This window comes from Streptomyces sp. NPDC017676 (assembly GCF_044329325.1).
In the GTDB taxonomy this organism is placed as follows: Bacteria; Actinomycetota; Actinomycetes; order Streptomycetales; family Streptomycetaceae; genus Streptomyces.
Window position 1 is genome coordinate 12330 of sequence record NZ_JBIRJA010000030.1, and the last position, 25134, is coordinate 37463.

The 25134-nt window shown below is 70.7% G+C and carries 32 protein-coding genes; 5 read left to right on the plus strand and 27 right to left on the minus strand.

The window, feature by feature from the left end:
- Positions 1 to 339: 339 nt before the first annotated feature.
- Positions 340 to 549, plus strand: coding sequence for a DUF6207 family protein (locus tag ACH4LD_RS40015; protein ID WP_398059190.1), 210 nt, complete (start codon positions 340 to 342; stop codon positions 547 to 549).
- Between the two features lie 40 nt (positions 550 to 589).
- Here ACH4LD_RS40015 and ACH4LD_RS40020 read toward each other — a convergent pair whose 3' ends face one another.
- Positions 590 to 1510 carry a Ku protein gene (locus tag ACH4LD_RS40020; protein WP_398059191.1) on the minus strand — a complete coding sequence of 307 codons (921 nt, stop codon included), beginning with the start codon at positions 1508 to 1510 and terminating at the stop codon, positions 590 to 592.
- Between the two features lie 367 nt (positions 1511 to 1877).
- Here ACH4LD_RS40020 and ACH4LD_RS40025 point away from each other — a divergent pair, with 367 nt between their 5' ends.
- On the plus strand, positions 1878 to 2327 hold the full coding sequence (locus ACH4LD_RS40025) for a peptidase inhibitor family I36 protein (protein WP_398059193.1): 450 nt from the start codon (positions 1878 to 1880) through the stop codon (positions 2325 to 2327).
- A gap of 473 nt (positions 2328 to 2800) precedes the next feature.
- Here the strand turns inward: ACH4LD_RS40025 and ACH4LD_RS40030 are convergent, their stop codons facing one another.
- The 4 genes from ACH4LD_RS40030 to mobF form a co-directional block, all read right to left on the minus strand.
- On the minus strand, positions 2801 to 3358 hold the full coding sequence (locus ACH4LD_RS40030) for a lamin tail domain-containing protein (protein ID WP_398059194.1): 558 nt from the start codon (positions 3356 to 3358) through the stop codon (positions 2801 to 2803).
- A gap of 521 nt (positions 3359 to 3879) precedes the next feature.
- Positions 3880 to 4152 (minus strand): hypothetical protein, encoded by a 273-nt coding sequence (locus tag ACH4LD_RS40035; protein WP_398059195.1) that lies wholly within the window; start codon positions 4150 to 4152, stop codon positions 3880 to 3882.
- 159 nt (positions 4153 to 4311) lie between these two features.
- A complete protein-coding gene (locus tag ACH4LD_RS40040) occupies positions 4312 to 4659 on the minus strand; it encodes a hypothetical protein (protein WP_398059196.1) in 348 nt (115 codons plus the stop codon).
- A complete protein-coding gene (gene mobF, locus ACH4LD_RS40045) occupies positions 4656 to 6467 on the minus strand; it encodes a MobF family relaxase (RefSeq protein WP_398059197.1) in 1812 nt (603 codons plus the stop codon). The genes ACH4LD_RS40040 and mobF overlap by 4 nt, the downstream gene beginning before the upstream one ends.
- 159 nt (positions 6468 to 6626) lie before the next feature.
- Between mobF and ACH4LD_RS40050 the strand changes: the two genes are divergently transcribed.
- The 3 genes from ACH4LD_RS40050 to ACH4LD_RS40060 all read left to right on the plus strand — a co-directional run bounded on the left by ACH4LD_RS40050 (position 6627) and on the right by ACH4LD_RS40060 (position 10255).
- Positions 6627 to 6824, plus strand: coding sequence for a hypothetical protein (locus ACH4LD_RS40050; protein ID WP_398059199.1), 198 nt, complete (start codon positions 6627 to 6629; stop codon positions 6822 to 6824).
- Between the two features lie 1113 nt (positions 6825 to 7937).
- Entirely contained in the window at positions 7938 to 9221 is a 1284-nt protein-coding gene (locus ACH4LD_RS40055) for a ParA family protein (RefSeq protein ID WP_398059200.1), read from the plus strand.
- Positions 9218 to 10255 (plus strand): ParB/RepB/Spo0J family partition protein, encoded by a 1038-nt coding sequence (locus ACH4LD_RS40060; RefSeq protein ID WP_398059201.1) that lies wholly within the window; start codon positions 9218 to 9220, stop codon positions 10253 to 10255. Before ACH4LD_RS40055 ends, ACH4LD_RS40060 begins: the two co-directional genes overlap by 4 nt.
- Before the next feature lie 103 nt (positions 10256 to 10358).
- Here ACH4LD_RS40060 and ACH4LD_RS40065 read toward each other — a convergent pair whose 3' ends face one another.
- The 22 genes from ACH4LD_RS40065 to ACH4LD_RS40170 all read right to left on the minus strand — a co-directional run bounded on the left by ACH4LD_RS40065 (position 10359) and on the right by ACH4LD_RS40170 (position 25117).
- Entirely contained in the window at positions 10359 to 10877 is a 519-nt protein-coding gene (locus tag ACH4LD_RS40065) for a hypothetical protein (RefSeq protein WP_398059202.1), read from the minus strand.
- A complete protein-coding gene (locus ACH4LD_RS40070; RefSeq protein ID WP_398059203.1) occupies positions 10874 to 11554 on the minus strand; it encodes a hypothetical protein in 681 nt (226 codons plus the stop codon). The genes ACH4LD_RS40065 and ACH4LD_RS40070 overlap by 4 nt, the downstream gene beginning before the upstream one ends.
- Positions 11551 to 11997, minus strand: a complete 447-nt coding sequence (locus ACH4LD_RS40075; RefSeq protein WP_398059204.1) for a hypothetical protein — start codon at positions 11995 to 11997, stop codon at positions 11551 to 11553. Before ACH4LD_RS40075 ends, ACH4LD_RS40070 begins: the two co-directional genes overlap by 4 nt.
- 89 nt (positions 11998 to 12086) lie before the next feature.
- Positions 12087 to 12269, minus strand: coding sequence for a hypothetical protein (locus ACH4LD_RS40080; RefSeq protein ID WP_398059205.1), 183 nt, complete (start codon positions 12267 to 12269; stop codon positions 12087 to 12089).
- A 29-nt stretch (positions 12270 to 12298) separates the two neighbouring features.
- Positions 12299 to 13048: a hypothetical protein gene (locus tag ACH4LD_RS40085; protein WP_398059206.1), complete on the minus strand. Its 750-nt coding sequence runs from the start codon at positions 13046 to 13048 to the stop codon at positions 12299 to 12301.
- Positions 13048 to 13917, minus strand: a complete 870-nt coding sequence (locus ACH4LD_RS40090) for a histone-like nucleoid-structuring protein Lsr2 (protein ID WP_398059207.1) — start codon at positions 13915 to 13917, stop codon at positions 13048 to 13050. The genes ACH4LD_RS40085 and ACH4LD_RS40090 overlap by 1 nt, the downstream gene beginning before the upstream one ends.
- A gap of 11 nt (positions 13918 to 13928) precedes the next feature.
- Entirely contained in the window at positions 13929 to 14102 is a 174-nt protein-coding gene (locus ACH4LD_RS40095) for a hypothetical protein (RefSeq protein WP_398059208.1), read from the minus strand.
- A 20-nt stretch (positions 14103 to 14122) separates the two neighbouring features.
- Positions 14123 to 14410, minus strand: coding sequence for a hypothetical protein (locus ACH4LD_RS40100; protein WP_398059209.1), 288 nt, complete (start codon positions 14408 to 14410; stop codon positions 14123 to 14125).
- Positions 14407 to 14850 (minus strand): hypothetical protein, encoded by a 444-nt coding sequence (locus ACH4LD_RS40105; protein ID WP_398059210.1) that lies wholly within the window; start codon positions 14848 to 14850, stop codon positions 14407 to 14409. The genes ACH4LD_RS40100 and ACH4LD_RS40105 overlap by 4 nt, the downstream gene beginning before the upstream one ends.
- Positions 14847 to 15524 (minus strand): GGDEF domain-containing protein, encoded by a 678-nt coding sequence (locus ACH4LD_RS40110; protein ID WP_398059211.1) that lies wholly within the window; start codon positions 15522 to 15524, stop codon positions 14847 to 14849. Before ACH4LD_RS40110 ends, ACH4LD_RS40105 begins: the two co-directional genes overlap by 4 nt.
- Positions 15525 to 15614: 90 nt before the next feature.
- The gene (locus tag ACH4LD_RS40115; protein ID WP_398059212.1) at positions 15615 to 15917 is read right to left on the minus strand and encodes a hypothetical protein; all 303 of its coding nucleotides are present in this window, start codon (positions 15915 to 15917) and stop codon (positions 15615 to 15617) included.
- 104 nt (positions 15918 to 16021) lie between these two features.
- Complete coding sequence (locus ACH4LD_RS40120; protein WP_398059213.1) at positions 16022 to 16411, minus strand: Pycsar system effector family protein; 390 nt, start codon at positions 16409 to 16411, stop codon at positions 16022 to 16024.
- A 116-nt stretch (positions 16412 to 16527) separates the two neighbouring features.
- Entirely contained in the window at positions 16528 to 16989 is a 462-nt protein-coding gene (locus ACH4LD_RS40125; protein ID WP_398059214.1) for an RRQRL motif-containing zinc-binding protein, read from the minus strand.
- 268 nt (positions 16990 to 17257) lie between these two features.
- Positions 17258 to 17518 carry a hypothetical protein gene (locus ACH4LD_RS40130; protein ID WP_398059215.1) on the minus strand — a complete coding sequence of 87 codons (261 nt, stop codon included), beginning with the start codon at positions 17516 to 17518 and terminating at the stop codon, positions 17258 to 17260.
- 52 nt (positions 17519 to 17570) lie between these two features.
- Positions 17571 to 18383 carry a hypothetical protein gene (locus ACH4LD_RS40135; protein ID WP_398059216.1) on the minus strand — a complete coding sequence of 271 codons (813 nt, stop codon included), beginning with the start codon at positions 18381 to 18383 and terminating at the stop codon, positions 17571 to 17573.
- A 118-nt stretch (positions 18384 to 18501) separates the two neighbouring features.
- Positions 18502 to 19044 (minus strand): hypothetical protein, encoded by a 543-nt coding sequence (locus ACH4LD_RS40140; protein ID WP_398059217.1) that lies wholly within the window; start codon positions 19042 to 19044, stop codon positions 18502 to 18504.
- 69 nt (positions 19045 to 19113) lie between these two features.
- Positions 19114 to 19302 carry a hypothetical protein gene (locus tag ACH4LD_RS40145; protein WP_398059218.1) on the minus strand — a complete coding sequence of 63 codons (189 nt, stop codon included), beginning with the start codon at positions 19300 to 19302 and terminating at the stop codon, positions 19114 to 19116.
- Between the two features lie 70 nt (positions 19303 to 19372).
- A complete protein-coding gene (locus ACH4LD_RS40150) occupies positions 19373 to 21484 on the minus strand; it encodes a chromosome segregation protein ParM (protein WP_398059219.1) in 2112 nt (703 codons plus the stop codon).
- Positions 21485 to 21568: 84 nt separating this feature from the next.
- Complete coding sequence (locus ACH4LD_RS40155) at positions 21569 to 21985, minus strand: conjugal transfer protein TraB (RefSeq protein WP_398059220.1); 417 nt, start codon at positions 21983 to 21985, stop codon at positions 21569 to 21571.
- 14 nt (positions 21986 to 21999) lie between these two features.
- Complete coding sequence (locus tag ACH4LD_RS40160; RefSeq protein WP_398106219.1) at positions 22000 to 24240, minus strand: ATP/GTP-binding protein; 2241 nt, start codon at positions 24238 to 24240, stop codon at positions 22000 to 22002.
- 152 nt (positions 24241 to 24392) lie between these two features.
- Positions 24393 to 24629, minus strand: a complete 237-nt coding sequence (locus ACH4LD_RS40165; RefSeq protein WP_398059222.1) for a hypothetical protein — start codon at positions 24627 to 24629, stop codon at positions 24393 to 24395.
- Positions 24626 to 25117 (minus strand): hypothetical protein, encoded by a 492-nt coding sequence (locus tag ACH4LD_RS40170; protein ID WP_398059223.1) that lies wholly within the window; start codon positions 25115 to 25117, stop codon positions 24626 to 24628. Before ACH4LD_RS40170 ends, ACH4LD_RS40165 begins: the two co-directional genes overlap by 4 nt.
- Positions 25118 to 25134: the final 17 nt, after the last annotated feature.

Consider the following 25134-nt stretch of genomic DNA (forward strand, 5'->3'; position numbering starts at 1 on the left):
TCGTCCTCGCATGCAATAGATGAGGCCCGGGGACACTGTCCCCTCCACCATCACGCCCGTTTCAACCACACCTGCCCGGCGAACATTCCCGCGTTCGTGCTGCCCGTCCTGCCGTCCGCAGTCCAGCGTGAATGCCGTCTGCTCCGCCCCTGCCTGTACCGCCACGGCGACCGCTCGCTCTCACTCGTGGAGCACCACGCGCCCGTATCGGGATCTTCTCGGAGCCTTCCGGAGCACGGCCGGCACCGCCGCCGTCGTCGCCATGAGGTGACCTACTCGGTCGGGTGAACACCGCCAGGAGCGGAGAACTACGGGCGGCTCCGGCGCGTAGTGCCGGGTATGAAGCCGATCAGTGAAGTGCATGTGGCGGAGCCGGGTCTGGCCGTCGTCGAGGTCGCGGCCTGTGACGACCAGACCGCCTTCGCCGTTCAGGAACTACTCGCCGGGCGGTGGGCGGCCGCGACCGCGGACACCACGACCCGGGCGCCCGGCGAGCCCGGCGTCCGGCTGCGCTTCTATCTGGACGTGCGCCAAGAGCTCGGTTCGTAGCGTCGCGGAACTCTCAGTTCTGCGGTTGCACATAGCGGCGTCACGCGCTGCGAGGGCGACGGCCAGTCGTCTTCTTCGCGTCCGTCTTTTTCGCCACTGCCTTCTTGGCCGGCTGCTTCTTCGCGGCCGTCTTCTCCGGCTGCGGCAACTCGTGCACTTCCGCAGGACCTGCGCCCTCAGCGCGCAAGGCCTTGGCCTTCTGCACCGACTCCTGCAGCGCGGCCATCAGGTCGAGCACCTGCGCCGGCTGCTCCGGTTCCGGCGCCTCGGGCAGCGGCTTGGCCTCCCGTTTGGCCTCGATGATCTGCGCGATCGCCTCGGTATACCGGTCGGTGAAGTCCGGCCCTTCCAGCGAGTCGGTGGTCATGGTGTCCATCAGCGCGAGCGCACCCTCGATCTCCGCCTCGGACACCTCGGTCGGCGGTGGGAGCAGTTCGGTGGGGTCACGGATCTCGTCGGGCCAACGCATAGCGTGCAGGACCAGGACGTCGTCGCGGACCCGCAGCAGTCCGAGTCTCTCCCGGCCAGACCAGGCGTATTTGGCGACGGCCACCTTCGACGACCGTGACAGTGCCTTGACCAGGAGCTTGTAGGGCTTGGCCGCGACCTGGCCGGCGGGCTGGAGGTAGTAGCCCTCGGCGATACGGATCGGGTCGACCGACTCCAGGGGCACGAACGCGTCGATCTCGATCGCCTTCGCGGTCGGCAGGGGCAGGTTGCTGAGCTCTTCGTCGGTGATCGGGATGACCTGCGTCTTGGTCAGCTCGTATCCCTTGCCGATCTCTTCCTGGGAGACCTCGCGGTCCTCCAGCTCGCACACCTTCCGGTAGCGGACCCGCCCCTGGTCGGGCAGGTGGTACTGGTGGAAACGGATGGAGTGGTCCTCGGTCGCGCTGACCACCTGGATCGGCACCGTGACCAGGCCGAATGAGATCGCGCCGGACCAGATCGCTCGGGGCATGGCACACCTTCCCTACTCGCCCCGAGCACCCCCCAGCCTATGAACGCCACCCACGGCCCGCACCGTGCCAACACACCAGCGCCCCGCCCACGCGGCATACGTAGGCGACCCGTGATCAGGCCACCCGTTCAGCTCCGTGTGCGTGCGCCGGCAAGGGGCACCCCGCTGTATGCGTTGTGAATGCCCCCCAGGGTGAGGGTGTCGCGGCCGGCCCCCGAGTCCGATCGCGACACCCTCACCGGACACCGGCCCGGAACGGCGGGAGATTCAGGCGCCGTCGAAAGCTGGCCAGCGCGGACTCGCTCATCTGAATGAACATGGGCGCGCAGCGGAATGGCGAACCGTTCCGCCTGGACAGGCGGATGCCATGAGACTTCTGCTCACACGACGGCCCCGTAATGGCAGGACTGCGCTGCTCGCCGCCGCAGTCCCGACCGTCCTGGCCGCATCACTGACCGGCCTCGCGCCCGCCCACGCCACCACATCCACTGCGGGCGCCTCCGCCGTGGCCCGGGACCAGATCGCCTGTCCGCGCGGGTTCGTCTGCATCTACCCCGACATCAACTTCAACGGCCAGCCCTACGTCAAACGCGCCGTCGACGGGTCGGTGCGGCACCTGCCGGACTACATCCGCGGCAGGGGCAGTTCCGTCATCAACAACAGCAGTCGCACTGCGCGCGTCTACCAGAAGGACAACTACTTCGGCCGGCACGTCTGCGTCGGACGGGAGGGCGGCACCATCAGCGACCTGCGTTCCTACCAGCTCAACGACTCCACCCACAGCCTGCGCAACAACGACACCCCCTGCGGCGCCTGATAACCGCCCGGAGCAGGTCCGGGCGTCTGCCGGCCGCCCTCAGGCAGGCGGCCGGGAGACGCCCAACGGCCTGAGCCGGTTCAGCCGCCTGGTCCACGGGCCGGCCGCATGGCCCCGACACGAAAGTCTTCCTGGGGACTGACCCCGTAGACCGACCCGCCGGGCGCCGTGGCCCGCAGCGGCGGTGGGAGGAGGCAGCAGCGGCCGGTCCCGGCGTCCAGCGGGACGGCAGGGCGCCGGAACGGGCCGAACCCCGCAGACCGGGCGGACCGGCATCCGCGCCCCGGCCAGTCCGGCCGCGGCACCCCCGGGCGCCACCCCAGAACGCGACGCGCGCAGGAACAGGGTGGAAAGGCCCATCACACCCGGCTGACCTCGCCACGAGCCTGCGGAAGGTGGGCCGCCCCCGCACGAGGCGACCCACCCTGGACACGCCCGTCTTGCGGGCCGACGTCATCTACCGCCGTGCGAGGTCAGTCGCGGTGTCCGTCGCGGTGGCCGCCGCCATGACGCCAGCCGTCACCCGGGTGGCCGCCGCCGTGACGCCGGTCGTCGCCGCGGTGGTCGCGGTCGTAGCCCCATGAGACCTCGTCGACGAACCGGTCGCGGTCGTTGCGCAGGGTCGCGGTGTCGGAGTGGTTGTCCCACACGTACGCCCGCCGGTCCTGGTACACGTCCGTCCTGGTGTCGCGGCCGATGCCGGTGTGGACGCGGACGGTGGCGCGGCCGTTCAGCCGGTAGTGGTCGAACGTGTAGGTGTGGCCGTCCTCGTCCGCAAGGGTCCAGCCGTCCAGGTTCACCGCCCCCCGCGAGTCGTTGGTGATCTCCACCCACTCGGCGTTCAGCGAGCGGTTGGAACGGTCGTCCCGGCCCGGGGAGTCGTACTGCACGTCGCTGATGTAGACCACCGAGCGGTGCTGGCGACCGTGGTGGTGGTCGTCGGCCGACGCCGGCAACGCCACCGCACCCACCACCGCAGCGGCCACACCGGCGACGGCGGTCAGACGACGGACGGAAGAAGACACGGACACAGAGGTCCCCCTTCAGGTGCGCACACCCAGCCGAACCCGCAGCGTTGAAACCGCAGCCGAGCTGAGTGCGTTGTGCTGGTGCGCAGCCGGTCGGCCGCGCACCCACACCTTCCAGCCCGCACGTCGACCTGTGAGGGATTGACGAAGCCTGTTACGGATTGAGTAGATTTCTGTAATGCTCACCTGTAATGACCACTGATCGGCTGAATCGGGCAGACCGGTGAGGCCTCGGATGCCGGGCCCTTGGAACCACCGGCTTCAAGCGACGCATCGCCGGGCTGCGCCACCCCACCGTGACGAGCGCACTCACCCGAAAGTGAGTAACAACCCGGCCCACCAATCCGGACGGGACGGACCCGCCGCGGGGTGCGCCGGCGACTCGTCACAAGAGAAGAAGGGACTGGAACCGATGCGGGCTGCACCGCTCGCGCGCTCCACGCCGCGGCCTTCCCACCCGCACCCCGGCCTCTCCTCCGGCGGCATCGCTCCCTTCGGCAGGCCTGGACGGCCTGCCCACCGGGTCAGGGGCTGTCGCCGGACCAGTCGAAACGGCTGCGGTCGCCCAAGCGAGGGTCGTACAGCGCCCGGCCGCCCGGCCCGAACTGCCCGAGGTCCGTCAGCAGGGAAACACTGGTACCGATCTCATCCTGCGTCCAGCCGGTGATGTCCAGCAACAGCCCGTCCAGCGGACCGCCGACCAGTTCGACGTAGCTCCGGCCCGCCAGCGGTCCCGAGTGGTCGGGGTCGGCGCCGTAGACCCGGCCGCGCAGCAACTGCTCGTCGTCGCTGTTCATACCGTCCAGCCTTCCAGCCGCCACTGACAATGCTGCCGCTGGCAGCGACGGGCCCGAGGGGATCCACGAGGGATCCGCCCGGCGTGGCGGAACAGAGTGCAGTCTGGGGGCGCGGAGGTTGCGGTGCGTCGTCCGCAGCAGGTGGGGTGCATCGCATCGTCACCACAGCCACGCGGTGGAGTGCCGCACCCGGGACAGGGCACGCGCGTCGCGGCGCGTGGCCGCGTTGCCGATCCGGTTCTGCTGGGACCGGGGCCGACGCGACTGCCCGGCGGCAAGGCGGCGACGTCCGGCGTCCTGGAGCCGCCGCCGCTGCTTGCGCAGCTCCGCCTTCTTCGCCGCCTTCGACTTCGGTTTCCGGGGCCGCTTCCAGACCGGCTGCCACCCCAATGGCTCATCAGGTTCGGGCTCCTGGTCCTCGTCGAGCGCGGCGGCCATCTTCGCTCGGGCGGCCCGGGCGCGGGCGAGGGCTTCGTCAAGGCTGGGTTGTTCTTCCGGGGTACTCACGCGACTCCTTCTGTGGTGTTGCCCGGTGTGTGCTGGGTGCCGGGCTGCTGGGTGTGCGGCGGCGGAGCCGTCGCCGTGGCGGGCTGCGGTCGGGGGCCGTGGGTGAGGGCACGTTCCCGGGCGCCCTCCTGGACCCTGGCGAGGGCGGCCTCAGCGAGGGTCCGGCGGGTCTCCTCCACCGTGTCGATGTCGGTCGTCTGCTCCGGAACGTGGTCAGCCTTCCGGCCGGTGCGAAACGGCCGCGGGCGCGACCTCGAGGCGGCTGGCACGGCGGCGGTGCGTGGCCGGGTGCGGGAGCCCAGTCGGTCCGCGCGACGCACGGCCTGGGCCCGGGCCTTCAGCGCGTCGGCGGCGAGGCGGGCCCGCTCGTACGGCGGGGCGGTCCGTTTGCGGGTCAGCGGGCGCAGCACGGCCTGGTCCTCGGTGTCGCGGGGGTACAGGGCGCGGAGGTCGGCGGTCATCATCCGATGGCTCGCCGGGCGGGTGTAGTCGTCGACGGCCGTCTGCACGATCTGTTCGTCCAGGCCGGGTTGGTGGGGCCGGCCGCGCAGGACGTAGGAGAGGTAGCGGCGGGCTTCCGCGAGCAGGTGGTGGCGTTTGAACGCGCCGCGCATCACGTACACCACGGCAACGACATCGACGGCCGCGAGCGCTATGTCGACCACCGGCCGCACCCGCGCCCACACCGCCCCGGCCGCCGCCCGCGCCCGCTCCGCCAACCGGTCGACGACCTCGGCGCCGTAGGCCTGGATCGCTGAGGCCCGCCACCGCTTACGCAGCTCGGTCAGCGACCGCAGCTCTTTGCGTTTGGGCGGGCGCGTCCGGTCGGCGGCCTGGCAGGCCAGCGCGTAGGCGGCCCGCTCCCCCGGCGCGTGCCCGTGCTTCTCCTCGTACTTGGCCGTCAGGACGGGCAGCGTGTCCTCGATCTGCTGGCGGCGGGTCGACTGCCAGCCGATCAGCCGCTGGTCGATACCCGCGATCTCCATGACCGGCCGGCGGCCGGACGTCACCTCGCGCGGCTCCCACGCCCACCCGAGCCGGGCGGACACCTCCTCCATGAAGTACAGGGTGTAGAGCGCGTCAGCCGCGACGATGTGGGCCAGTATCGAGTCCGCCGACAGGTTGCCCCACGTCCCCTGGTCGTCCGGCCGCCGGGCACGAATCGAGACCAGCGCATGATCGTGGAGAAGGGGCTTCGACTCGGCGGCTCTGGACTCGTAGTGCCGGAAGACCGCGACGATCAACCCGTCCTTGACCCGGGCGCGGTGCTTCCCGCCGCCTTTCCAGCGGATCTGGGCGACCGCATCCTCAAACCACGCCAGCGTCTTGTCCCGGGCAATGTCCTGGCACAGCTCCAGCATCCGGCGGGTCTCGTAGTCAGCCAGCGCCCACGCGACGTGTGCCGTCGGCGGCGGCCGGAACACCAGGTGCATGCCGAGCCAGGGGATGCGCTCCTTGGCCTTGTCGGTCTTGGGCGAGCGGTTGTGCTCAATGGGCCTGCCCAGCACGGTCGCCCGCCGGGCGCGGGCCGGGCTCTTGCCCTGCGCCAGGAGCTCGCGCTCGATCCGGTCGGCGTCCGGGTGCCGGCCCTCCCCTAGGAGCAGTTCGGCCTGCCGCTCGCTCACCAAGTCCCCGGCCCTGAGACCGACCGCGGCCAAGCCCCGGCCCTTCCAGATCCCGGGTGGGACACCGGCTTCGTCCTGAGCGGCGCGCAGCGACGTGCCCGCAGCACGGTGACCGTCGCCGACCATCACACCGCGGAAGAGATAGCGCTCGCCGCCCGGACGGATCTTCGTTTGGCTGATCATCGGACCATGGAACCCCGGTGCTGACGTGCGAAGAAGCGTGATCCGGGGTCCTTCCCGCCGGGCGGGAGGGCATCGCCAAGTCTTTACCGCAGCGCCCGTCAGGCGGGCCGCAGCGGCAGCCCGAGACGGTAAGCCGCTGGTGTGTGCACAGTCCGCCACATGACTCATCAACTGCTCCACGGAGATCTCTGCCCGCTGTGCCGCCGCCCTCTCACGCTGCGCACGACCGTCGATGTCCGCTCGAACACGCCGTACCCCATGCGTATTGACACGGTGCCCCACTGCGAGAGCTGCGCCAGCGACATGACCCGCGCACAGCAGTGGGCGGACCTGATGCGCGTCCGCTACGAGAGCTGACTCCGCCGTGCGAATGCTGCGCCCCGACCACACGAGCACCACTCACCCCGAGATCCGACTCCAGCCGACACCAACGTCATCGAGCACACACCAGCGCAACACTCCTCCGACCACCCACCACTGAGCGCACCACGTCACCGACGCCCTTCAACACGAACAGCCACCACCGCCCCCGGCCGCCCGGCCGGGGGCTTCGTGCTTCCTGAAGGAGTTCGCCGTGCCCACCTACGAGGCCACGCCCCGCTTCACCGACGACCACCACCGCCTCACCCTCGAGCAGCGCCGCCGCTTCCGCCAGGCCGTGGCCGCCTTCGTCGACGACCTGCGCACCGGACGAGGGCGCTTCCGCGCCGGCCTCCGCGTGAAAGGCGTCCGAAGCGCACCGGGCGTCTTCGAGCTGACCTGGGACGGCAACGGGCGGGCGACCTGGCAGTACGGGCCCGAGATAGTCCAGGGCACAGCACGTTATCTGGCGCCGCATCGGCACCCACGACATCCTCACCGGCCCGTGACGCCGTCCCGCGTCGGGAAGCGGCGGGAGGTCGGTCAGCCGCCGGCGGGCTCGGCGCCCGCGCCGAAAGGCGGGACGTCCGTGACCGCGGCGTCCTGCCGGAGCCGGCTAAGCGCACCGGGTACCGCCACGAGCCGCGCTCCAGTGCGGTGTCCACCACGTCCGGGACGGGAACGGCCGCGCCGCCTGGTCCTACGGACCGCAGATAGTCCCGGGTGAGCAGCACGTCGTTTGGCGCTGGATCGGCACGCACGACATCCTCACCGGGCCCTAATCCGCAGGTATGGCGTGCGAATTCGCACGTGAGTGTTCAAGCTGACTCGAAAGATCCGGCCTCTAGCCGAACCTCGCGCCAGCAGCCCGCCGTCGGGTGGGGTGGTGGGCCGCCGGAAGTCCACATCCCTGTGGGCACTGTCCGGTTCTGGCTCACCACCACGGCCGTTACCTTTCCGTGACTATTCACGCCGTGAAGATTCGCGCGCGGCCCATAGGGGTGAATCGGCATCAAGAACCGCACTCCGGGTTCCACTTCCGCCGACGCGGTCAGTAAGGTGACGATCTAGTCTCACTGTTTCAGCCGACTCAGTCAGTAAGGTGACGCCGTGGCCTCTCCACACCCTGACGGAGACCGGGAAAAGGTGGCGTTCAAGCTTCCTCCGGCGCTCCAGCAAGAGCTCAAAATCCGCTGCGCCGAACTCGGCCTGGACATCAAGGACGCTGCCACCACGGCCATCACTCGGTGGCGGGCCAGCAGCCTCCCCGAGCGCGACATCGACGTTTCCGGTGCCAGGTCCTTCTCCACCTGGCTTCCCCCGGGCTTGTATGACGACTTCAAGGCCACCTGCTCCGAACGCGGCCTCACCTACATTCAGGGCCTCGCCCAAAGCATCCGGTCCTGGCTGGACGACAACCCCTCACCGAAGGAAGCCGGCCGCCCCGCCGAAGCCCGGCGCATCATCGTGTGCAACCAGAAGGGCGGCGTCGGTAAGACCACCATCTCCGCCGGCATTGCCGAAGCCCACGCTGAGATCCCGGGTCTCGGTGCCAAGTGCCTGCAGAACTTTGTTGAGTCTCTGACCGACACCGAGCTGGAACGTCTGAACCGGACCCGCGAGCAGCTCCTGGCCCTCATCGCCGACTACACCGCCGGCGGCGAGCGGGTCCTGCTCGTCGACTTTGACCCCCAACTCCACCTCAGTAACCAGCTCGGCATCCCTCCCATCCCCGTGGGCGCGGAGAGCCTGGTCACCCATATGACCGGCGAGCCCAAGGGAGACATCAAGGACCTGGTGGTTCCCATCGAGGACCCTCGGTTCGGAGATCGCCTGCACGTCCTGCCTGGAACACGCGAAGGGTTCCTCCTCGACTCCAAGCTGGCACTGACGGCCGCTCAATCACGCGGTTTTCAGAAGGAGACAGCTCTGGAACGCGCGTTGCGTCCACTGGAGGATGATTACGACGTCATCGTCATCGACGCGCCGCCCAGCCTCGGCCTGAGCATGGATGCCGGCCTCTACTACGGGCGTAGGCGCCCGAATGAGAAACCGGGGCGCTCCGGGGTACTCATCCCCGTGCAGTCCGAGGACAGCTCAGCCGACGCGTACCAGATGCTCGTTGAGCAGATCGAGGATCTTGAGGCCGACCTGCACCTGGAGATCGACCATCTCGGCATCGTCGTCAATCTCTTCGACAGCCGCCGCGGCTACATCGCGACCTCCTCACTTGAGGAGTGGCACAGCCTGGAAGACCAGACCGTCGTTGCTGTGGTGGACGACCTGAAAGAGCAGCGCGAGACCGTCCGGCTCAAGAGGCCGCTCCTGGCTTATGTGCCTGAGAGCAAGCAGGCCAACGTGATGCGTCTGATCGTGGCGGGAGCTGGGAAGTGAGCAAGAAGGATCAGCTTGGCCGGGGCTCCTCGTTCGGCTCGGCTGCAACCGCCCGCAGTGCGCGCCGGGCGGCCATCGACGAGACAATCCACGGCGGGGCAACTAGCACGGTCACCATCACTGATGTTCCGGTCCCGGTGATCAGTGACAACCCTGAGAACCCGCGCGACCATCTTCGCAACCTGGACGACACGATCGAATCGGTTCGTGAGGTCGGGGTCATCCTGCCCATCATCATCTCCACCGTCGACGCCTACCTCCGGGGCCGACCGCAGCGCGCGGGCGACCTCGCCGATGGCGCCCAGTACGTGGTTATCGATGGCCATCGGCGCCTTGAGGCAGCCCGCAAGGTCGGACTGGCTACCATCCCTGTCCGCGTCGACGACGCCTACGTCACGACCGACGAGAGGCTGCTCGAGGCCGCGTTCATCGCGAACTACCACCGCGAGGACATGACCGAACTCGAGGAAGCAAACGCCCTCGCGCAGCTGGTGAAGTACTACGGCGGCTCACAGACGAAGGCCTGCAAGAGGCTGTCCATCTCGCCCTCCACGCTCTCCAGCAAGCTGTCGCTGTTGAAGCTGTCTCCCGAGCTGCAGAAGGACTTGATGACGGGGGAGCGCAAGGTTGAGCACGTCCGCAACCTGAGCAAGCTGCCCCCGGCCGCGCAGAAGGCTAAGGCCGACGAGCGGGCCGAAGCCGCACGGCAGAGGTCGCGAGATCGTCACAAGCCCGCAGGTCATCCGACCGATTTTCACGGCGTGAAAAATCACGAGAAGGTAACGGAGGGTTCGGAGGAGCAACCACCCAGTGCCACCACCAGGCATGAGGCACGCAGAGAGGCCATCCCAGAGCCGCGCGAGGCCAGTAGTGGCGAGGGTGCAGAGGATCAGTCAGCCGTGAAGATGTTCCCGTACCACGACGGCGTGGAAGCGGGAAACCTGCTGCTGTTCAAGATGCCGCCGGAGGAACGCGACAAGGTGTGCGACATGCTGCTTCGTGATCGGGAGAAGCGGACGGCGAACGTCAGCTGACCCGCACCGCTCAATCGCCAGAAGAGCCCTGAAACGCACGAAGGCCGGTACCCCCCACAAACGCAGTGGGGGGTACCGGCCTTCGTGTACTCGGTCATGCTCGTCAGACTGCCCAGGCCGCAGGTGCGCCTTCGTCAGGGTTGGGGATGCTGGCGGCGGTCACCGGGGCGGCGGGGTGTCGCATGGCGGTGATCGGGATGGCGCCGGGTTCTGTGCCGGGTGCCCAGACCATGCGCCAGGTGTCGTCCCACTCGCAGCCACAGGGGTGATCCGGGTGCGGGTGTCCGCCGTGGGTGTGGACGGCACGCGGGATGCGGGGGATGAGCACCGCCGGATTGTCGCCGGGGTACAGATGCAGGTTCCGCCAGCCGTGGGTCCGGGCCATGTACGCGGCGGCGGCCTCGATGATGTCGGCCCACCGCTGATGCCCGAGGACCAGGAAGCCGACGGGGTAGAGGTCATCGTCGGCCCCGCGGTCGATCCCGGCGACGAACAGGTCCTGGTGGGTGATGAACCCGTGGTCGGCCGTGCCGCCGGCGCAGGGCGTCCAGATCTGTTCGGCGGGGTGCATGGTGCCGTCGTCGCCCTCGCTGGTCTCGATATCGTACAGAGCCGAGGTCACGCGCTCACCCCCGCGATGGCGTCGGCCAGGAGCGCGGTGACGTCGGCGCCGCACGGGTCGGCGTAGCTGTCGTGGTCGCTGACGTGGAACACGGCGTCCTTCGCGGTGACGGTGAACCCGGGGATGACGAGTGCGGCGCGGCCTTCCAGCTCGGTGTTGAGGCGGTCGGCGTCGCGGGAGGCCAGCCAGGTCTGGGTGTAGGGCCCGAGGCGCAGCAGCGTGTAGCCGGTGCCGTCGGCGCGGCGGGCTTCGACATGGACGCCGTAGTGGGCAGGGCCCATGCCGATGTCGTCGGGGAGGGGCAGGCCAGCGGCGGCGTGGGTGAGCATCGCGTAGGCCGGCTGCCAGAGACCGAGGATCGCGGTCGTCTCGTAGCACAGCCAGCCGCGGTCGGTGTAGCCGAGCTGGTGGCCATGGAGGTAGGCCGCGGCGTGCGGGGTGTCGGGGTGGACCAGGGCAACGGCGATCATCTCGGTGCCCTGGTCGTCGCCGGGCCTGGTATGCGCGCGCTCGATGAACGGGCCGACGCGCACGGCAATGTCCTGGGAGCGGCCGGGCGTCCACGGCTCCGGGTCGCGGACCGCGACGAGCATCGCGCGGAACTGGTCGACGACGGCCTGGTCCTCGGGAGTAAGGGCTCCGGGGCCGTGGCCGCAGCGACGGAAGCGACGGATCATCGGGAGGTCTCCTGCTGGGTGTTGGCGGTGCGGGCGCCGGCGGGCGTCTTGAGGACGCGCGGCAGATGGACGTGCAGGTGCTCGACTACGACCTCGCGCCCGCGGTCGCGGAGTGCTCGGGCCAGGAGTTCGGTGAGTCCGGATGCCCTGTGCCTGCCTCCTGCGCAGCCGATGGCGATGCGGCGGGGGCCGGCGGGCAGGTCGGCGAGGTCGGCGTAGTCGGCGAGGTTGGCGAGTAGTTCGCGGGCGCCGGGGGTGTTCAGGACGACGTCCTGGACGCGGGGGTTGAGGCCGTCGAGGTCGAGGATGTCGCGGGCGGCGGCCGGGTCGCGGAGCCGGTCGCGGACGTCCTCGATCCGGTCGGCGGCGGGCGGGACGGGGGAGCCGTCCGGGCCGGTGGGCCGGTGCAGGTAGCCGAACGAGATCAGACGGATCGGACGCAAGGAAGCCTCCTGCTCAGGGATGAAGGGCGAGAACGTGCAGAGCGCCGCGCCCGGCCGGGAAGGGCGGGGCGCGGCGCTCCGGGGCGGCGCTACTGGGGGGTGGTGTCGGTGACCACGAGGAACTGGTCGCTGGGCAGGTCCATCACGACCCGGGCGTCCGGCTGGCCTTGGGTGCGTTGTGCGGCGGCGTACTCTTCGGCCGGCCAGGAGCCGCGGGGGCCTCCGGCGGGGAACCGCTCCAGGACGGTGCGCTGGGGCTGGGTGGGCTTCAAGGTCGCCTCCCTTGAGATGTGGCTGGCGGTCACGGGTCGGTGTCCTCGGGTGCCGGGATGTCGCCGAACATGTCGTCCATCGCGCGGGTGACAGCGGGCCGGTGCTCGGGCCGGGTTGCGTTGAGGACGGTGTTGGTGAGGGCGATCAGGTCGATGTCCTCGAACAGCTCGGTCAGGTCCGCGATGGTCTCCGGGTCCAGGACGACACCGTCGGGGCGTTCGCTGTCCAGGTAGCAGTTCATGGCGTCGACGTAGTCGGCGAGCCGGTGGGCCATGGCCGGGGGGATGTCGAAGCTGTGGCAGTGCTCCAGGCCCGAACCGAGGGCCCCGCTCGGGCTGATGTGGATGCGGATGCTCCGCCCGGGGCCGGGGGCGGCCTGTCCGAAGCCGGTGAGGGCTTCGGCGAGAGCCGCGATCGCACGGTTGCGGTCCGCGTCCGCGTCTGTCGCGGTCGCGGTGTCTGCGTCTTCCGTGGCCGCGTCCAGCAGCGGTGCTTCCCAGAGCACTTCGAGGGTGTCGGCGTGCAACCGGATGACCCCGTCGGCGGTGTCCGGGAGCGTGAGGTGGCCGATGACGCGCAGCAGGTCGCCGGGCTGCCGCTCGGTGAGCAGGGCGTGCGCGATCTCCGGCTCCATGGTGATGCAGGGCATGACCGCTTCTTCCACCAGGTGGTCAGTCCCGGTGGAGCAGTTCAGCCGCCAGTAGGCGGTGCCCTCACGGTCGCCGGGTTCGGGCTCGGCGGCCAGGTAGCCGTCCAGCACGAGCGGGATAGCGTCCATCAGCTCGCCTCCGCCAGGGTGGTGGTGCGGCGGGCGGCGTCGTAGGCGTCCAGGACGAACTTGGCCGGCGTGCCCCGGTCGGCGACCTGGTGGCCGTTGGCGCGCGCCCACGACCGGATCGCGGCCAGCTCTTCCTTGCTGCGCTTGCCGGTCCGGCCCGCCGGGGCCGGGGCGGGAGCCAGGGGCGTGGCGTCCTGTGCGGCCGCGGCGGTGTGGCCGCCGGCCTTCACCGCACGCAGCTGCGCCTGCGCGGCTTCCAGTTCAGCCTTGGCCTTGGCGACACGTTCCTCCGCCTGGCGCTGGGCTGCGTCGGTGGCGCGGCGCTCGGTCAGCTCGGCGAGGTCGCTGCGGACGCGGGCGGCCCGGTTGCGGATGCCGGCGGCAGGGTGGCTCTCCGCCCACGCGAGCAGGGCCTCGATTCCGTCGCCGTCCATCGTGCTGTCGGGCGCTGCGGCGGCCGTCTCCGGGGTGCCGGTGCTGTCTTCTGTGTCCGCGTCGGTGGCGGGGAGTCCGGCGTGCTGGAGGGCGTCGGCGAGTTCGTCCTGCGACAGGCCGAGGGTGTCGCGGACGTGCTCGGGGCTGTCGCCGTTGTTCAGCATGGAGACGGCGGTGGCGGTGAAGGCGTTGACGGTTTCGGTGGGCATCGTCTCTCCGGTCGGGGAGTCGTCGGGGGTGGTGAGGTGCGGGAGCAGGCGCACGAGGTCGTCCTCGCTGCAGGGCAGTCCGATCGCGCCCAGCAGGTCGGTGAGGTCGTCCTTGTCGCGGGCGTGGTGGGCGACTACCAGGGAGGCGGCGGCGTTCTGGTCGCTGTCGAGCGGGGTGAGTTCGAGGTCCTCGGCTGCGAGGGCCTCTTTCATGTCGGTGAACACGACCGGCCCTCCTACGCGGCCCTGGTGCGGGGCTTGCGCTGGGCGATGTCCAGCAGTTCGCGGTTGCGCCGCTGTTGGGCGGGCGTGAGCGGGCGGGCCGTTGCGCCGTGGCGGTGCCAGAGCGGGGAGGCGGGCGGCTCGGGGTAGGCGAGGGCGTGGTCGACGTCGCGGTCGGTGCTGCTCATGTAGGTCCTCCAGGTGGAGGTCAGGAGTGGTCGCCTTGGCCCTTGGACTTGGGTTTCGGCGTGAGGTCGGAGGCGAACCGCCCGCGGCGGGCCTCAACGGGGTTGGCGGTGATCCAGTCCTCAGCGCATGTCTTGTGCACGGGCTCGCCGGAGTGGGAGCGCATGGGCGTGGGCTGGCCGCACAGCGTGCAGGGGAGGTCCCAGCGGTCGAAGTGCTGGCCGTCGCGCCAGACGAGAAGCTCGCCGGGAGCCGGGATCAGGCCCGGCTCGAACGGCGGCTTCTCCTTCGTGCGTCCCCTGCGGTTCACGGCCGGAAGGCGGGTAGCTGCTGGAACACGCGGTCCAGCAGGTCCGGTGTCGGCTTCCAGGGCCCGAGCTGCCCGGCGGCGGGGACCGGCAGCGGCAGCTCCTGGACGTCCTGGAGGACCAGGTGCCAGGTGCCGGCCTGCGCCCACGGCGTGCAGGGCTCGGAGCCCTCGGGGTCCTGGTGGCAGTCGACCAGGCGCGCGATGCCGATGACGGCTCCGGTGGTCAGTTCGCGGCCGCGGATGGTGCGGGCGATCAGCGGGACGCGCAGGGCGGGCCGGTCGATCCGCTGGCCAGCGTGCAGGAGCATCCAGCCGCGCCAGCTCCAGGGGCGGGGGCGGTTCTCGATTCCCTTGGCGCCGGTCAGGATGCAGGTGGCGTACGGCTGCTGGACGCTGATGCCGCGGATCCAGTCGCCCTCGGGGAGGGGCGTGGTGCTCATGCGGCTCGCCCCCATACGGCCGTTCCCGGGCGCCCGGCGCGGCGGCCGTTGATGGACGGCACCGTGACGTGCGCGGCGGTGGCGAGGACCGCGCGGCCGGAGTGCTTGCCGTCGTACAGCGCGGCGTCGGCGGCCCGCTGCAACAGGCTCAGGTCACGGGAGCCGACCGCGGCCGGGGTCGCGGCACCAACCGAGGCAGCCACATCGACAGTGCGCCCGTCCTCGAGGACGACGGGGGTGTGCAGCATGCGGACCAGCTGCGCGAGACGCTGCTCCACGCACACGGCGGGCAGCACGAGAACGATGGCGAACTCATCGCCGCCGAGGCGGCCAACGGCTGCGCGCGGGCCCGCCCACGCGGTGAGCCGCGCGGCGGTCGCCGCCAGGACCGCGTCTCCGGCCGGGTGCCCGAAGTCGTCGTTCACGGCCTTGAAGTGGTCCTGGTCGATGAGGACCACGGTCGTGTCGTCGCCGTGGCGGGCCAGGAGCCGGCGGGCGCGGGCGGTGTAGGAGTCGCGGCGCAGCAGGCCGGTCAGCGGGTCGCGGCGGGTGGCGGCGAGCTGCCGGTGCAGCGTGATCGCGTGGACTGCCCAGCCGGTCAACGGCACGGCGGCGGTCGTCAGTAAGAGAGTGCGCTGGCCGATCCGGCCCTGAACGCGCAGGAGGGACGACATACTTGGGTTCTCCGTCTCGTCTCGTGCGGGATGGATGGGCCCGGGGCAGCCGACGAAGCCGCCAAGCAGAGCGGCTGTCCCGGGGCGGAGCTACAGCGCGAAGTCGCTGCGGCTGGTCCAGCTGACGGGGTTGTGCCAGAGGCCGGCCTTCGCGGCGGGCCACTCCATCTGCCAGCCGGGCCGAAGCCCGCGCGCTCCCCAGCTGTCCGGCTGCTTGCCGGGGATCTCGAGTCCGGCCGTGTGCGCGGCGAGGGCGGCGTCGTACACCTCGTGGGCGCGGCGCAGGGCCGCGGCCAGGGAGTCCGCCTCGCCGGTGAAGACGTGCACGCCGTGCCGGTCGGGATGGTTGGTGTCGTGTATGGGGACGTCGACCTCGTAGATCCGAAGGCGCATGACGTCCATCTCCTTCCTGGCTATCCGGGGTTGAGGGGACACTGCGACCGTCCCGGCCTCGAGGTGCGGGACCGGGACGGCACAGAGTGCGCTCAACTGGCGGTTCAGCCGGCCGTGGCGATGGCGTCGCGCAGGTGGGTGCGTGCCCAGGCCAACCGGGCGGCTCGGGTGTCGCCGTCCAGGCAGGCCCGGATCTCGTCTTCGTCCAGACGCGCCCAGTACGGGAAGGATGCACGGTCGCGGCCGTGCAGGCGGGGCCGGACGACCAGGAGCAGCAGCACGGCGGCTGCGCCCAGAGCGAGGACGGCGAGGGAACCGAAGGCCTTCGTCACCGGCGGCAGTTCCTTGTCGGCGACGGAGGCCAGACCGGCAAGAACGGCGCCGTTGAAGGCGAGGAGTAAGGACGCTTTGCCGTCCGTACGTCCGATCTCGTTGACGACCGAAGCGCAGGCGGTGTCCAGGTTCTTGTCGATGCTGGGGTGCGTGATAGTCATAGGCGAGTTCCCTGATCTCGAAGGGGTGAGGGAGCGGGCGTCCGGCCCTTCGCCGATGCGCGGCCGCCCGGGTGAGAACTCCGCCCCGGCGCGCAGGCCGGGGCGGGGTTCTCAGCTCACGCGGCCAGCCGGTCGGCGACCGGGGCCGCGGTGGGCATGTAGGTGTCGGGGCTGGGCTCGTAGCCCTTGTCGCAGGCGTCGCACTGGCCCTGGGTGCGCAGCGGGAGGCAGAAGTAGTACCTCCGGCGGCACCGGGGGCACGTGGACCTCGCAGCCATCGCTCGGTCCAGCGCCTCTTCCTGCGCGAGCGTCGGCACCCGCTTGGGCCGGGCGAGTTCCACGCTGTAGAGCCAGGCCCGGGTGGGATGGATGCACGACTGGTCGGGCCGGTAGGCGCACGCCTTGCAGCGCAGCACCGCGACCGGGCCGTGCCCGCCGGGGCTCAGCCCGAGCTCGCGTAACTGCCGCCGTGTGACCAAACCTTCCGGGCAAGCGCGGCGGTCGAACTCCGGCAGCGTCGCGTCGCTGCGCGCCACCCGTTTCACCTCGCGGCGGCGCTTCTTCCGGGGCCGGGGCATTCACCTGCTCCAGGCGCCAGGCAGCCGGTCGGGGCGGTGCGGGTAGCGGGGGCCGGGCCGCAGCGGGCGGGGACGGCCAATCCGGCGGCGCGGGCGGGGGATGAGCACGAGTGATCTCCTCCAGGCGGTTGGTTGGCAGCGCTGCGCCCCGCCGACGTCGTGCTCGTGTCAGCGGGGCGCAGCGGGTGGTGCGTTCAGCCAGGCGGCCTGTCCAGCCCTCGCCCGGCCCCGGTGTACGGGGCGGGCGAGGACCAGGCGGGGCGTCAGGTCAGCGGGCGGTGCAGGCGCTGAACAGGCGGGCGGCCCACGACCGCAGCCGGTCGAAGCGCGTCGGATGGGTGTGCCGCCAGGCGCTGGGTCCGACGCCGTGTTCGGTCGGGAAGGAGCGGGACGCGCCGCACGTGCACGTCCAGACGTACGGCTCGGGGCGGGTGTCGTCGCGGGTCGCGGTGACCGTGACAGGGCGGCCGCCGTGGCGGCCGTGGAAGGTGCCGACCCAGAACTCGGTCTCCTCCATCTGCGGCTTCATCGGACTCCCTTCGGTGCTCAGTGGGTGGTGCCGGACGGGGTGGGATGCGGTGTCAGCGCTGGAGCGGGTGGACGTTGTCGGGCTCGTCGTCCAGGTCGTCGTGCTCGGGCGTGGGCTGCGGCGGGAAGTCGAACGCGGGGTAGACGTTGACCTGCGGCGCAGCGGGGGCCAGGTTGTTGATGACCGGGCGCAGGCTCAGGCCGCGCAGGGCGACGATGCTGGCGAGGGCCCACATGAGGGCGGCGATGCCGGTAGCGACGGTGCGGCTGCCGCCGGGCGTGGCGGACCACACCATGGCGACGCTGGAAAGGCCCCACCCGGTCCAGAGGATGCGCGCTCCGGTGCTGCCGGCGAATCCGCCAAGGAGGCCGATCAGCCCGGTGAGCTGCCAGAAGGCGTAGACGGCGGTGCCGGGGACGGTGAGGCCGACGCTGTGCTGCACGATGTAGGAGCGGATCGGGTTGTCGATCACGCCCCACAGGCCGCTGGTGGTGTCGACTCCGGGCGGCTCGATCACGGTGCGGGTGGCGGACAGGCGGTGCAGCACGGCGCTGACGATGTCGCTGGCGGCGTCCAGCAGGATGATGACCGCGCAGACCCCGGCGAGGCTGAGCACGGCCTTGATCCAGTGGGCCATCTCGTGCCAACCGAGACGCCTGGCCTGGAACAGCTCCTCCCACCGCTCGTACAGGAAGCCGCCCTGCTCCCAGGAGGCGTCCCATGCCTCGCGCAGCCCGGCGAAGCGCTTCGTGCGGGGCACGTCCTCCACATCGGGCAGCGGCGGCGGGGGCGTCTGATCGAACAGGTCGAAGAAGCTCGGGCTGTTCGTGTGCTGCCCGTTGATGGGCTTGTCGTTGGACTGCATGGCGGGGCGACTCCCTCGCTCGGGTCAATGTGGTGGGCGATGGTGCGCAGGCCGGACGGCCTGGCCCGCACCCGACCGCGAGGGTTCGGGTGCGAGGCAGGTGGTCCGGAGCAGGGGGTTAAAGGCCGCGGGCGTCGGCGAGGTGGGCGGCCTGGTCGAGCATGCGGAGCGGGACACGGGCTGATCCGTGCGCGTCGTTGAAGGACGGCACGGAATCGACGTCGTCACCGAACTTGCGGCGGATCGCGTCCAGGAGCACGGCGGCCGCGCCTGCTTCCAGGCCGCTGTCGCCGCGGGCCTCGATCCGGATGGCCCCGAGCATGCAGCGGGCACCGTCCTCGTCGACCAGCGAGTCCTTGCACCAGCCGCCGGTGAGCAGCCGGTGGTGGGCGCGCTGCAGAAGAGCCGCAACCGGCGTCGGGTACAGCTCCGGCAGCGGGGCAGGCCCGGTGTCGACGGGGCCGGTGACGACGTCGGCCAGGTCCACGGACTCGATGTCGATGTACGCCGTGTTGACCTCGTATTTGACCGCCGCTTCGTCCAGCTTCACGGTCATCGCCGCGTCGATCAGGGTGAGGCGCTCCTCGAGGGACAGCTCCGCTGGCGGCGCGGGCGCCGGGGCGGTCTGGTCTATGGCGGTGACGGGGTGGGTCTGGGGCATCGGGACTCCCTGGGGCGTCGAAGGCCGGGGCGGGGGTGGCGGCCTTCGACGCCGGCGGCCGAGACGGTGTCAGATGCTGGAGATCCAGCCGGTGACGGTGCTGATCGCCTCGTTGATGGCGGGCGCGGCGCCGGTGGAGGCGAGGAAGAAGCCGAACCCGGCGCAGGCCAGGGCCGGTCCGAGGCGTACGGTGCCGCCCCGGATGAGGACGAAGACGACGATGCCGAGCAGGACGACGGCGGAGATCGATACGGCCACAGGCGGTGGGTCCTTCCAGGTGTGAGCAGGGCCCGGCCGGGCCCTGCGTGGGTTGAGGTGCGGGGGTGGGTCAGACGCCGGAGAGGTTCTTGATGGCCTCCAGCGCCTGGCGGGGGGAGGTGACCGCGTCGCGGCGTGCGGCGGGCTTGCTGCCGCCGCGGCGCTTGCCGCCGCCCTTCTTAGGTGCGCCGTCGTCGCCGTCCTCGTCGTCGGGCTCGGGGCCGAACTCGCCGGGCCGGGGCGGCTCAGTCCAGTCGAACCACAGGTCGCGCGCTTCGAGCTCGCGGATCTCGTAGTCGGTCAGAGTGGCGACGGTGTCGGGGAAGTAACCGTCGATACCGGCCTTGAAGTCCATGAACAGCGTGCGCAGGACTTCAGGCTGCTTGCCTTCGACGATCCATCCGGCGCCACCGGTGTTGGAGTCGGAGGGCGGCTCCGGCTCGCCGCGCATGATCCGCTCGATCCGGCCCTTCTCTTCGGGGGAGAAGGAGCGGGGGAGAGGGTCGGGGATGTGCTCGGGCGCGATACCGAGGGCCTTGAACATGTCGCCGACCTTCTTCGGCGCGACCTTCAGCACGACGGGGATGCAGTTGTCGCGCAGGTTCTCGCACAGCAGCTGCGTGAACCCGTCCTGGACGTAGATGGACTGGCCGGCCACCTTCAGGCCGACTCCGTACTTGCGGCCCTTGACCGACACCAGCTCCGCGAGGTCCATGATCTCCGCGCCGTAGTCGCCGTGGCGGGCGGCGGAGAGGAACTCATCGAGGTACGCGGACAGCATCCGGTAGGGGCAGCCCGGCCGGGTCGGGTCCCACTCGTGGACTTGGCCGTCCTCCCACGGCATCTCGCCGCGAATCTCCATCAGCGCGACCATGGCGCGCAGGAGCCGGACCATGTAGAGCGCGCCGACGCCGTAACGGGCGGTGTGCTTACCCAGGGCGGCCGTCTTCTCATCCGGGGCCTCGGTGGCCAGCATGACCACGGCCCCCCACAAGGCATCGGCCGCGACGTGCAGGCCCATCAGCTGGGTCTTGCCGCCGCCGGAGGGCGCGACGAAGATCCCGTGCGCGGCGCCCCGGTCGGTGTAGACCCTGTTCCTCGCGGGCTGGCCGTTGCCGAGGTAGCCGGTCACCCAGCGCCCGTCCTTATCCGGCGTGAGCAGCTCCCTCGTTGCCGGGAAGACCCGCGCGAGCGGCGAGCTGTCCCACAGCGAGACCAGGACCTGGCTGCCGTCGACGGTGACGAACAGCCGGCCTTCGTCGTACTTGGTCTTCAGCGCGGCCGCGAGCGCGTGCAGGTTGACGCGCGGCTCGCCCATCTCGTCGGGGACCTGGGCGATGTAGTGGGTGACCTTGCGCTTGTTGTCGCGGACCTCCTTGACGAACTGAGAGCCGGGCACCGGCCCGCTGCCGATCCGGTCGGCCCACCACTCGCGGGCGGTGGGGGCCTTGCGGCGTCGCTCGCTGGCGTCGGGGGTGACGTGGACTTCCTTCCAGCCGGGCCCGCCGCCGCGACCGTGCTGCCGGGCCACGTCCTCGATCCGCACGTCGGTGACGTCGACCTCGAACGCGGCGGCGACGGCCTCCTCGGTGAGTCCGGAGATCGGCCGTCCGGCCTCGGAGGCGCGCAGCAGCAGCGACAGGTCGTTGGGCATGCCGGGGTGCGGGGTGGCCTTGACGACGATGGTGCGTCCGGGCAGGCCGCGGTTCTCCCACAGCCAGCGGACCTGCCGGGTGAAGTGGTCGGCGCCGTCGTCCGGCTGCGCCGGGGACGTCTCCGGCTCCGGGGCGGCGGCGAGCTGCGGGGCGGGGGCCGGGGCGGCGAGGGCGGGCCGGTGGCCCCTGCGGGTGTGCCGGGAGAATGGCATCACCAGCAGGCCGGCCGCGGCCCATCCGGCGGCGAGCAGCCCGTCCAGCCAGTACGGGCCCCAGCCCGCGGTGTGCCGGGCGGCGACGTCGACAGCCGCCGCCAGGACGAGCGGGGACCAGCGCAGGAACTTGCGTCCCGTGCCGGGCTCGTCGCTCTTGTAGGCCAGGAACCAGCCGCCGAGGCCGGCGGCGCCCGCCAGCTGCACGACCGTGTTGACGGGGCTGTCGGGGTAGAAGTTCGGGGCCGCGGCGAGGACCGGGGCGGCCAGGGTGTACAGGGTGCGCTCCAGTGCGACGCTGTGCGGCACGGACACGGCGTTTCTCCTTCGGAAGATGGCGATGGGCGGCCCGCCGTCGTGGCGGGCCGCCCATGAAGGGACTTGGCGTTGGGGGGTGGGTCAGTGGGCGAAGAAGCCCGGTTTGGGGGTGCGCTCCTTGCGGCCGGAGCGGATGGTGTCCAGGGCCTCGTACAACCTGGCGTGCGTACGCCGGGCGTCGTGGGCGAGGCCGGAGACCTCCTGGGCCGTCTCGTGGAGCTTTTTGACCTCCTCGGTGGCGCCGCCGAGGGCGGTGGCCACCTGCAGAGTCATCTCGATGAACTTGCGGTCCAGTTCGGCGTTGGCGATGTCGACGGCCAGGTCTCCCGCGCTCCGGGCGTTCATGCGCATGCCGCGCAGCAGCTGCGCGAGTTCGCTGCTGGCCATGTCCAAGGCCTGGCCCAGCGTCTTGAGCTTGTGCTGGACGGCCTTGTAGCGGTTGTCACCGTCGGTCGTGGCGGCAGCACCGCCGCCGGTGGTGGGCGTGAGGTCGCTCACGGCGAACCTCCTTCCTAGTCGTGGTGGGCGGCGGCGGAGGCCTGGGCCAGGCCCGCGTCGTCCATGGCCTGGATGTCCTCGCCGTAGGTCAGGCCGACCGCGACTGCGACGAGCCGGGCGGCTTCGTAGGCCGTCTCGCACTCGGTGGCGCACCGTTCGGCCAGCTGCTTCATGAGCATCGCGGCGTCGGCCAGGTTGGTGATCTGGTCGACGACCTCGGTGGCGATGTTGTGGTCTCCGACCAGATCGGCCGCCATGTCCCGCAGGGCATCGGCGACCTTGCCGAGCGCGACGGCCAGGTCCTGGGCGCGTGTCCTGTCGTACTCGGCGGACAGCGCGATGTTCGTGATGTCCATCAGGTACTGGTCGAAGGTGATGTCCGTGCGGTGCCGGGCTGCCATGCCGGTCTGGCCCGAGGCGGCCTTCCTCACCGGTGATGCCACGGGGTCCTCCTGTGCTGTGGGTCGGGTGGTGCCGGGACGCTGGGTGTGCGGCTCCGGGGCTCGGGGGAGACTCGCCGGGCTGGAGACGGTGGCCCCGAAGGGATCGGCCGCGTCTTCGACGACGACCGCGTCCGGGATGTCCTCCTCAGCCTTTTCGGACTTCGGGGGACGGCTGGACCGGCCGGGACTGTCCACCGTGACGTTGAGGTCTTCGGGCCGAAGCGTCGAGGGTTCCGGCTCGGGCGGGGTGGTGTCCTCGCCGGGCTTGGTGAAGAAGTCCTTGAGCTTCTCCTTGAAGGAGCGGCCGTCGTCACTGCCGTCAGCGCCTGGCGGGCCCTTAACATCGTCCGTCCCGGTGTCGTCCTTCGGGTCCGTGGCACCGGAGCCGTCAGACGGCTTCTCGCCGCTCTTCTTGCCGTCGTCCGGCTCCTTGGTCGCGGAGCCGTCCTTCGGGCCGTCAGACGACGACTCAGGGCCATCCTTGGGCATCTTCTTGGTCGTGGCCTCGGAGTCCTTGGCGTCCTTGTCGCCGGTGGAGTCCTTGGCCTTGCCGTCCTTCGCGGCCTTGTCGGCTGCGCGGCGCTTGTCCCAGCGGCGCTGCGCTTCCTCCGCCACGGCCTCACCGAGGGTGGTGCGGTCGTCGGCGGCCTTGGCGGCCTCCCGCTTCGCCTTCCTCGCGGCCTTCCGCTCGGCTTTCGCCGCGCGGCGCTCCTCCCGCTCCGCCTGCCGGTTGGCCCGGTCCTGGTCGCGGTCCTTGCTGCGGTCAGCGAGGCTGGCGGCCTGGTTGGCGCCGCGCCGCTGCTGCCGGGCGGCCTGGCGGGCGGCGGCGCGCTCCTGGCGTCCGCGGGCCCGTTCGGCCCTGGGGCTGGCGGCGGGTGAGTTGTGCGTCTTGCCGCCGTCGCCCTTCGAGCCGCCCTTCCCGGACCCGGAGCACCCCGAGCCGTTCTTGCCGGAGCCGCCCGAACTGCCCTTACCGGAACTGCCCTGACCCGAGCCGGGGCCGCCAGAGCCGTTCTGACGGCCTTTGGAGCCACCGGACGACTCATGGCCCTTCGAGGCGCCCCCACGGCCGCCAGCGGAGCGATCAGAGCCCTTCCCGGCGCCCTTGGGGGAGTTACCGCCCCCGGAACCCCGACCGGTGCCGCCGGACCCGTTCGTTCCCGAGCCCCGGCCACCGCCGGTGCCGCCCCGGCCCGAGCCGCCGGAGTTGCCGCCGCCTCCGCGCGAGCCACCGCCCCCGCCGCCGGCCTTCGAGCGGCCGCCCTTGTCGGCTCCCATGCCGGAGCTGGAGGACCGCGCCGCGTCGGCCTTGCCGCGCGCCGCCGCCTTGTCGGCCTTCGCCTTCATCAGCGCGGTGTGGAGCTTGCCGTTCTGCTCCATCATCGCGGTTTCCTGGGCGGTGCGGGCTTCCAGAAGCGCGGCCTTCCGCGCTATTTCCGCCTCACGGAACGGCGCTTCGGAGGCGTGCCGGTCCCTCGCCATCTCGATCCGCAGTTCCAGCCAGTCACCGAGCCGATCGGCGAGAGAACGAGGCTGAACATATTCACCTTCCTCATATTCTCCGTCGTCGGAATCCGGCGCGGCAGGCATTCCCGTTTCCCGCAAAGCGGTTTCCGGAGAAATAGGCCCGCGAATAGGCGGAAGTTCCATTGTCGTCTCCGCCGGGGACTCCGGGGGAACGACGCCACCCGAGCCGCTGTCAGACGGTTCGGAATAAAAGAGATCCCCGCCATCGGGAGCGTCCGGCATTCCTCCGGAATCACTGCCCCGGGCGGGGAGGTGAAGCACGTTGCTGTCGGTGTCTTCGGACACGCGACCCCTCCTCCTGGGCTTGACAGTCGGCACCGGCTTCGCGTACGCGCGTGCGCGGCACGCGCGGCACGCGTCACGCGCGGCACGCGTTGGGATCGCCGAAGGGCTGCCCCCGGGGACCGGGAGCGGCCCTTCGTGCGGGACGCGGGGAGCTAGCCGAAGTGACGGCCGTAGACGTTGTGCAGGGCGAGCGCGACCTCGCGGATGAAGTCCGTGTTCCCGTCGCGATAAGCCTGCGTGCCCCGCATATTCGTGACGCGGAGCCAGTAGTAGAAAGTGCCGAGTTCGTTACCGTGCTGAGCGATCAGATCTTGCTTGATTTTCCGCTCGTGTTCGGCACGGTTGAACGCCTTGCGCTCCGCTTTCGTGAGCGGGCGACCTGCACTCACGCCGACTCCCTGCGGTCCAGGTTGTAAATCGACGTGGGGCCACCATAGCCCATATTCGGGCTCTGCGCACCCTGCTGTCCCGGGTTTTTCGGGGCGGCCTGGAGTGGCGGATTGTTTTTCCGCTCCTTGAGCAGCGCCTTTTCCTTTCGCTGCTTCTTGACCTCCTTCACCTTTTCGTCGTGGGCGTGACGCTTATGGGCGCTCTTTTCGAGACCGGAAGTGACGCCCTTGAGGTGCTTGATGACGTCGTTCAGGGACTTTTCCACCGGGAAAGAGCGCAGGAAAGCCTGGCCCAGCTTGTCGCCCTCCACGCGGGTTCCGCGGCAGTGCACGCGGGTCTCGCGCTGGAGGACCTCCAGCTTGGCGGCCATGTCCAGCACGACCCGGTGGAAGTCCGCGAGGTAGTGCGCGTAGGCGGCGGGGTTCTGCGCGATCTCGCGCAGCGCCGCGTTCGGGTCGTCGAAGAAGGGCTTGTCTTCGGTGCTCAAGGGGTCCTCCGTGGGGG